At 56.2% G+C, this 8,187-nt stretch carries 7 protein-coding genes; all 7 read left to right on the top strand.

From position 1 onward, the window contains the following. A partial coding sequence (locus PCH05_RS23050) for a WIAG-tail domain (RefSeq protein WP_127606316.1) occupies window positions 1-1,651 on the top strand: 1,651 nt, incomplete at its 5' end. 234 nt (window positions 1,652-1,885) lie between these two features. After that, window positions 1,886-2,707, top strand: a complete 822-nt coding sequence (locus PCH05_RS23045) for a glycosyltransferase family 2 protein (protein WP_127606314.1) — start codon at window positions 1,886-1,888, stop codon at window positions 2,705-2,707. A gap of 5 nt (window positions 2,708-2,712) precedes the next feature. After that, entirely contained in the window at window positions 2,713-3,831 is a 1,119-nt protein-coding gene (locus PCH05_RS23040; RefSeq protein ID WP_246049919.1) for a glycosyltransferase, read from the top strand. Beyond that, window positions 3,828-4,598 (top strand): glycosyltransferase family 2 protein, encoded by a 771-nt coding sequence (locus PCH05_RS23035; protein WP_127606312.1) that lies wholly within the window; start codon window positions 3,828-3,830, stop codon window positions 4,596-4,598. The genes PCH05_RS23040 and PCH05_RS23035 overlap by 4 nt, the downstream gene beginning before the upstream one ends. A 32-nt stretch (window positions 4,599-4,630) precedes the next feature. Then, window positions 4,631-5,362, top strand: a complete 732-nt coding sequence (locus tag PCH05_RS23030; protein ID WP_127606310.1) for a sugar phosphate nucleotidyltransferase — start codon at window positions 4,631-4,633, stop codon at window positions 5,360-5,362. Window positions 5,363-5,367: 5 nt separating this feature from the next. Further along, window positions 5,368-6,663 (top strand): GT-D fold domain-containing protein, encoded by a 1,296-nt coding sequence (locus PCH05_RS27780; protein WP_246049918.1) that lies wholly within the window; start codon window positions 5,368-5,370, stop codon window positions 6,661-6,663. A gap of 65 nt (window positions 6,664-6,728) precedes the next feature. Next, entirely contained in the window at window positions 6,729-8,090 is a 1,362-nt protein-coding gene (locus PCH05_RS23020) for a glycosyltransferase family 2 protein (RefSeq protein WP_164766776.1), read from the top strand. Window positions 8,091-8,187: the final 97 nt, after the last annotated feature.

Raw genomic sequence — 8,187 nt, 5'->3', positions numbered from 1 at the left:
GCAGCAGCTCCAGGCAGGCAGCGTGCAGGAAAGCCACCTGACTTCCGGTTCGGTGAACTCGAAAGCCCTGCAGGACAGAGCCGTGACGGCGCTCCATCTGGCGGCAGACTCGGTAGGCACGCAGCAGCTTCAGTCGGGCAGCGTGCAGGAAGAGCATCTGGCTCCCAATTCGGTAAACTCCGAAGCATTGCAGGACGGAGCGGTGACGGTGGTTCATCTGACGGCGGACTCTGTAGGCACGCAGCAGCTCCGGGCAGGCAGCGTGCAGGAAGAGCATCTGGCTCCCGGTTCGGTGAGCTCGGAAGCGTTGCAGGACAGCGCAGTAACGGCGCTCCATCTGGCCGCTGAAGCCGTCGGCAGCTTGAATTTGCAGCAGGATTCGGTTCGGTCCATCCATCTGCACGAAAAGAGCGTGCAGCGGAAGCATATCGGTCCGGATGCCGTTGCGCAGCTGCAGCTCGCACCGGAATCGGTTGGTTCCGAGCAGCTTCAGCAAGGCAGCGTCGGAGAACGCCACCTTGCGGACGGCGCGGTAACGGGCGCAAAGCTGCTGGATGGCGCGGTTACAAGCGGCAAGCTAGCGTTTGAATCGGTCGGCAGCCATCAGCTGACCCCGGACTCGATTGCCGCTTATCACATCCAGGCCGGATCGGTACAAGAACAGCATTTGGCGGATGACGCCGTCCAAAGCAATCATCTGGCGGAGGGCTCGGTCGGCAGCTTCCAGCTTCAGGAAGGAAGCGTCACGGAGCGGCATTTGGATTTCGGGTCCGTGCCGGAAGAGGCTCTGCAGGCCGGCGCCGTAACGTCCGATAAGATCGCGCCCGAGTCGGTAGGGAACGGGCATTTGCGGCAGGGATCCGTCGGTTCCGGCCAGCTGCAGGAAAGAGCTGTCCAGAAATCGCATATCGCTGCCGGCGCGGTGGAATACGTTCACCTTGCGGTAGAATCGGTGGGAGAGGAACAGCTTCAGGCCGGGATCATCGGAGAGCAGCATCTCCGGAGCTGCGCCGTGAATGAGGAGGCGTTGGCTCCCAAATCGGTCACCACGGAGAAATTGGCGGATGGGTCTGTGGGCAGCGCGCAAATTCAGTCAGGGTTAATCGGCGGAAGGCATCTCGTTCCGGGCGCCGTCCATGCCGAAGCCCTTCGCGATGGGGCAGTCTTGGGTTCCAAGATCATGCCCGGCTCGATCGGCAGCACGCATATCCTGCCTGAAGCGATCCGCCCGCTGCATCTGCAGGCGGAGACCGTTCAGGAGTGGCATCTCCAGCAGGGGGCCGTCAGCAGCCGTTCCCTTCAGGAACAGTCCGTGCAAAGCCGCCACATCGCGAGCCAATCCGTTACCGACGAGCACCTTGCTTTTGCGCCGGTACGAAGCGTTTCCCAGCAGCCGAGCGTGCAGCAGTATGGCATCGTTTCGTTCCGGATCGGCGAAGGCCAGCTCCAGGTCGAAGTGCCGATCGCGCTCCAGGAGGCTTATCCGAACAATCACTACGTTATTGTGGCGATGTGCAATCATCCCGACTTTTATGCCGTGTTGAATACCCAGCGGGAGGACACGGCGTTCATTGAAGTGGTGCGCAGACAGAGCGGAGCGGAAACCTTCGGTTTCCTCTCCTGGATTGCCGTCGGCGCGGCTGCGCGGTAAGAGGATTAACAACCATTCCGTGGATTCGTAAGGATTAGAAAAGCACCAAAAAGCCGGATAACAGCATATCAGGGCGTCAGGCGCGGGAACCATCCCGCGCCTTTTTTTGCTGCGGACCCTGCTTAGCCATGCCGTATGGAAAATACATGCACAAACGCCGCTTCAACCCTCTTGCGGAAGGCATACGATACTCAAGGTAATATCAGCCGAAGCGAACAGGGGGAGTATGCCCGTATGCGCAAAACGTCCGGACAACAGCGACAGCCGCAGTGGAAACGGGAAAGCAGCAGGAAGACAAGGTTTTCGGCGTTTCGAAACTGCGAGCACCCTGTCGTATCGGTCATTATTCCTGCGATGAATGAGCAGCGCATGATTGGAAATGTCATCAGGGAAGCCCGAAAGGTGCATGAAGCCTGTGAAGTGATCGTCGTGGCGAACGGTTGTACGGATAACACTGCAGAAATTGCGAATGCGATGGGGGCGAAAGTGTTAAGGTACGATGAGCCGCTTGGACATGATGCCGGCAGATCCGTTGGCGCCGATGCCTCATCCGGACAGGTGCTGCTGTTTATTGATGCGGATATGCGCATTGGTTGCAGTGATCTTCGACCTTTTGTTCATGCGGTATTACAAGGGGGCGATGTTGCACTGAACCGTTATCGCGGCCCGGTGCGACGCCATCAGGTCCATCCGGTCATATTAGCCAAGCATACGCTTAATACGATGCTCGGCCGGCCTGATCTGCTGGGCTCTTCGCTCACCGCTGTACCGCATGCCATCAGCCGTAAAGCCCTGGAGGTCATAGGAAGCGAGAATCTTTCCGTTCCCCCGCTCGCACAGGTTATAGCCGTTCATTCAGGGCTAAACGTCGCGGCTGTACATGAGGTGTCCGTAGGAAGGCTCAATCGCCGCAGGCGTAAATCAAGCGGGCAGGACTTGCTGCAGCAGGTGGTTTTGGACGATCATTTGCAGGCATTGAGTTGGTACTTGTCCCATACAGACGCCAGGGGAGGCCACACCGATTTAGGGCGGGTCAGAGACAGGGTGGGAAGGTGAAACGAATGACCGGCAAAAAAGTCAAAACAGGTACATCGGCGCGAACGAGACGGCGAAGGGTTGGCCGTGCCAGAAAGCAAGCCGTCTTCAAAACAAAGCGGCGGGCATCCGCCATCCAGGGCGGCAGCGGGAGTCCCTGGATCCGCCAAGCGCTTCAGGCGGGGTGGAGGGCCGGAAATGCCGCTCGAGATGCTGAAGCGGAAACGAAGCTGTTATTTGTCGAATCGCATCTCCAAAGCACTTTCTCGGAATGGATATACGCCACCATGAAATCGATGCCGGAATATTCCCTGATGAAGAGAATGTCCGCGGCTTATGTTCAAGGATATAACGAAGGAGCAGGCAGCATAGAAGGCGGAGTACCGCTTCCGTTGCAGGGAAGCGCAGCTGCCGTCGTATGCGCTAGCAGTGAGGAAGACAGCCTGGATCCCATGTTAGCCGAGCTGGAGCGGTTGCCGCTGAAACACATCATTCTTGTGTTGAACGGCTCCCGCGACAACAGCTACTCCCATGCCCGCAGCCATCCGCTGGTCACGGCGGTTTATTATCCGGAGCTGCTCGGACATGACGTAGGCAGGAGCATTGGGGCAAGGCTGACGGATGCGGATACCGTTCTTTTCTGCGATGGGGATATGGTCATCGCCGCCGAAGAGCTTGCTCCCTTTATCTATGCTGTTGACGGCGGCGGTTGCGATGCTGCGCTGAACGATTTGAGCGGATATCTTCCGCTGTTTGAGCATCAGGATGAAGTAACTCACTGCAAAAGCTATTTAAACCTTGCGCTGGGACGCAGCGATTTGGGAGCAAGCTCGTTGACAGCCGTTCCACATGCCCTCTCCGGCCGGATGATCCGGGACATCGGCGCGTCTCAACTGACTGTTCCCCCAAAAGCGCAGGCTTTGGCCATTCTCCATGGATACAGGGTAGAGGCGGTTCATGCGGTGGATGTTTTTAAGGGCAACCGGAAACGGGCCGGGAATACAGGGAAGAGAAACGCGGTAGCGGAACTGATTATCGGCGATCATGCGGAGGCACTCGGGGAATTATGGAGACAACGGTATGCTTTTCGCTCGGATACCGGGGCCAAGCGCAAGGAAGTCGCTTCTCGGAGGAATGCCGTATGAGTCGTTCCAGCAGACTGACCAGCATTATTATTCCTACCTACAATGGATTGTCTTTATTGATCTCCTGTGTTGAATCGATTCGGAAATACACGGATGTTCCTTACGAAATCATCGTGGTGGATAACGCTTCGACCGACGGAACGGATGCTTACTGCATCCGTGAAGGAATTGTTTTTATATCCCTGCCTGCTAACGCCGGTTTCCCCGGGGCGTGCAATCTCGGGATGAAGCTGGCACAAGGGGATTACATCCTCCTGCTGAATAACGATGTGACTGTAACGTCCCGCTGGCTGAGCAACCTGCTTGAGGCGGCGGAAAGCAGCAGGGACATCGGGCTTGTTGGACCCGTGACGAACGAGGCCAGCGGCATGCAGAGGGTGGAGGTTTCCTTCCGGGATATGGATGATTTCCAGCAAATCGCAGCCGTGAACAACCGGTCGGATCGAACCCGCTGGCTGGAAACCAAACGGATGATCGGCATGTGTATGCTGCTCAAAAGAGAGGTCATGCAGCGGATCGGATATCTCGATGAAGCGTATACCCCGGGCCATTATGAGGACGACGATTACTGCCATCGGGCCCGGTTGGCCGGCTACAGGATTCTTGTGTGCAAGGATGTTCTCGTGCACCACAAGGGCAGTGCCAGCTTCAAACAGTCGAAACCGGAGAAGCTGCAGGCATTAATTGATCGAAATTACCGGCTTTTTATGAGCAAATGGCATTTCGATCCGCGACAATATGTGGATATGGAGTCGAATGTGGATTAGCAAACCAGATCACCCGAAGGAGGAGAAGTGCAGTGAAAGGCGTCGTTTTGGCAGGCGGGACAGGAACGAGATTGTATCCGCTGACCCGGATGATCAACAAGCATTTGCTTCCTGTAGGTAAGTATCCCATGATCGTTTATAGCATTGACAGGCTGCGTCTCGCGGGCATCACCGATATTTTAATTGTCATGGGCAAACAGTCTGCAGGATTATACACAGACTTTTTGGGCAGCGGCAGGGAATTTGGTGTCAACCTCACGTACCGGATCCAGGAAGAAGCCGGCGGCATCGCCGAGGCTCTCGAGCTTGCCCGGGGTTTTATTTCGGTGGGAGAGCGTTTCGTCGTTTTACTCGGGGACAATTTGTTCATGGATGATTTGAGTCCTTTCGTGGATAGCTTCGAACGTCAGCCGGAGGGAACCGCCAGAGTGCTTCTGAAGCATGTGAAGGACAGCCGCCGTTATGGTGTACCTGTCTTTGACAAAAAGCAGCAGGAGCTGATAACCAGAATCGAAGAGAAACCGGCGGTACCGAAATCTTCTTATTGCGTGACCGGCATTTATATGTACGATACTGCTGTATTTGATATCATTTCACAGATTGCTCCTTCGGAACGTGGGGAACTGGAAATTACGGATGTTAACAATGTATATGCGGCCCGAGGAAAGCTGGAATACGACATTCTTCAAAAATGGTGGAGCGATGCCGGGACCTTCGAATCCCTTCAAGAAGCCGGACGGCGGATGAAGGGGCTGATCCCATGACGCGGATGCTTCAAAAAACGGCAGCCTTCATTCCTCTCCGGAAGAAGGCTGTTCCTGTCATTATGATCGAAAAGCCGAATACGGCGGTTAGCCAGGGCCGAGCCGTGCCCCGCCGGGATGGCGCCGCATCCCACCGGGATACACCCCCGCCACGCTTGGATACACTCGCGCACCGCGCGGATACACCGGCCTCTCGCAGAGATGCACCCACCTCTCGCAGAGATGCACCCGGGCCCCGCCGGGATGGCCCTGTGCCCCGTCGTCACAAGTCGGTGGGACAGGAGCGGGTAAATGGAAAAAAGCCTGCTCAAGGAAGAAGAAGACGAACCGAGGCGATCAGGCTCAGGCAGCGCAGGAAAACGCGGAAGATTTTCAAACAATACAGGCCGTATTTACCCCGGTTGCCGCAAGAAGTGGAGGGCTTGCCTTCGAATCCATCTGCCGGATACGAACGCTCGGAAACATCCTATGCGCAGGGGTTCGATATGGGGTACAGGGCGGGGAGCACGGCGGGAGCAGAGGAAGAATTGGCTTCCCAGCTTCCTGCCTACACCGTTTTGCCGGAAGTGTCCGCGAGGGACGTGTTGGCTGCGGGCCTTCAGGGTTTTCTGCCACGCTTGAAGCCGCTTCTTAGGCCGGATGAAGTTCATCATCGTATCGCACGGGCTCTGGCCGAAGGCAGCTCATTATCCTTGGTGAGGCTTGGAGACGGGGAACTGCTTGCTCTGGCTCATGATACCGTGCTTCCGTTGGAATATGCCAGATCGGCGGGCTATTTTTTGGCAGAAGCCGGCATGACGCTGCCTGATCCCGCAGCACGGGGCCTTCTGGCGGAGGCAGTCAGGGGTGCGGATATCATCGGCATTCCGTCTTCGCGGCTTCCGACATATCAGGGTCTCCTCTTCCCGGTGCTCCGATATTACGGCATGGATTATGTTCCCATGAATCTAACCCTTTCCACCATTAATTATGCGCTGTATGAACACGGATTTTTGCTGTCCCTGCTTCGGCACAAGCGGGTGCTTGTTGTCGGCAATTTGGCCGCGGAGCTGGCTGCGGTGCTCTCAGCCGGTTCGGTCCAGATCGCCGGTGTCATAACGCCAGTGAAAGGCTTCGCCGACATTCCCCGCGTGGTGTCGGATGCAGCTGCATACTCCTTCGATATTGCGCTCGTTGCAAGCGGGATCCCGGCGGTTGTCATCTGCCAGAAAATAGCGGCCGAACAAGGCAGGATAGCCATTGATTTCGGTCATTTGGCGGATAAGCTTGTGTCGGGCGAATTCAAATGGCCAATCCCTTAGGAAGTTGATTTCCGTTTTATTCAAGTTGCTTCATATCCACCAGGATACAGAAAGGAGGTTTAATTGTGGACAGACGTAAACGAACCAACAGAAACAGTGTTGAAGCCGCCGCTTCAAACCGTTACCGTCTCGGATATGAGCGGGGGTACGAACAGGGCATCGAGAAGGGGAAAGCCGCTTTCGGTCAGCCGTATCACGGCACGAGCATCGTCATTCCAAGCTATAACCAAGTGGAGTATTTAATCCGGTGCATCGAAAGCATTGAGAGTCATACCCCGGAGCCCCATGAAATTATCGTGGTCGATAACGGCTCGACCGACGGCACCGGGGCGTATTTGGACAAAAGATCCGGGCAGCTGCGCTTTAAACGCCTGGACATCAACCGCGGCTTTTCGGGCGGGGTCAACCAAGGCTTGATGATGGCCAAGGGCGATACCATCGTCATCTTGAATAACGATACGCTGGTCACTCCGGGCTGGCTGGGTCATATGCTTCAATGCTTGCATAGCGATCCCCAGGTAGGTGCTGTCGGACCGGTAACGAATTACATCAGCGGTGAGCAGCAGATTGACGTGCCTTATGCGAATGTAGAGCAGATGTGGGAATATGCGGCCACCCGCAGTATGCCGGATCAAAAGGAATGGAGACTGACCGACCGCCTTGTCGGATTCTGCATTCTGTTCCGGAGGACGCTGCTAGAACGGATTGGTTATTTCGACGAAGGGTTCAGGATCGGCAACTACGAGGATGATGATTGGATCATACGGGCCCGGCTGTGCGGCCTGAAGCTGATGATCGTCGGAGATGCATTCATCCATCACTTTGGCAGCGTCAGCATGAAAACGCTCGGAACGGAGCAGTTTCACGTGGTGGACGGCCATAATGAACGCTATTACGCGGGAAAATGGGGGAATCCGCACGCATGGGTGGAAGCTGTCAGGCAGCAGGGAGCTGGACGCAGGGATGAGGTGACTCCCGGAAATCCGGCTTCGCCTGCGGAGTTCTTTCCTTCCCATGTCCTGATCCGTGATCAGGGCGGGAGGGAGTTCTTCCTATACCATGGCACCAAGCATCCATGCAGCGGTTTTGGCCTGACGGAGAAAACGGGACTGCAGTCCGTCACGCTGTCGAGAATGGATATCCTTCATATTCCAACCGCTGAAAATGCATTCCGTGGGGAGGAGCTCCTGGACTTCGTGTTGTCAATGAAGAAGGAGTCTGCTGACGGCCAGCTTGTCAGTGACGCCGACGGCACCATTTATCAGATGTCACAGGGCTCGATCCGGCCCTTTGTATCCGATTATGCCCTGGAGCGCTGGCAGATGAAGGGACGGAGCATTCTCAAGCTGCCAGCGGAACAGCTGCAGCTGCTTCCACGTGGCCTGCCGATCATTGCCCCGCCTGTGCTGGAAAATCCCGTGCTGTAATAAATTTATACCCGCCCCGGCTCAGGCGTAACTGTATGTAGGCGACCGGCATAGGATATAGCAGGCAGAAGCGGATCAGGCGGGGCGGGCCTTCGCG

It is taken from the genome of Paenibacillus chibensis (assembly GCF_004001045.1).
GTDB classification, from domain to species: domain Bacteria; phylum Bacillota; class Bacilli; order Paenibacillales; family Paenibacillaceae; genus Paenibacillus_AQ; species Paenibacillus_AQ chibensis.
This window is presented reverse-complemented; position numbering and strand designations above follow the sequence as displayed.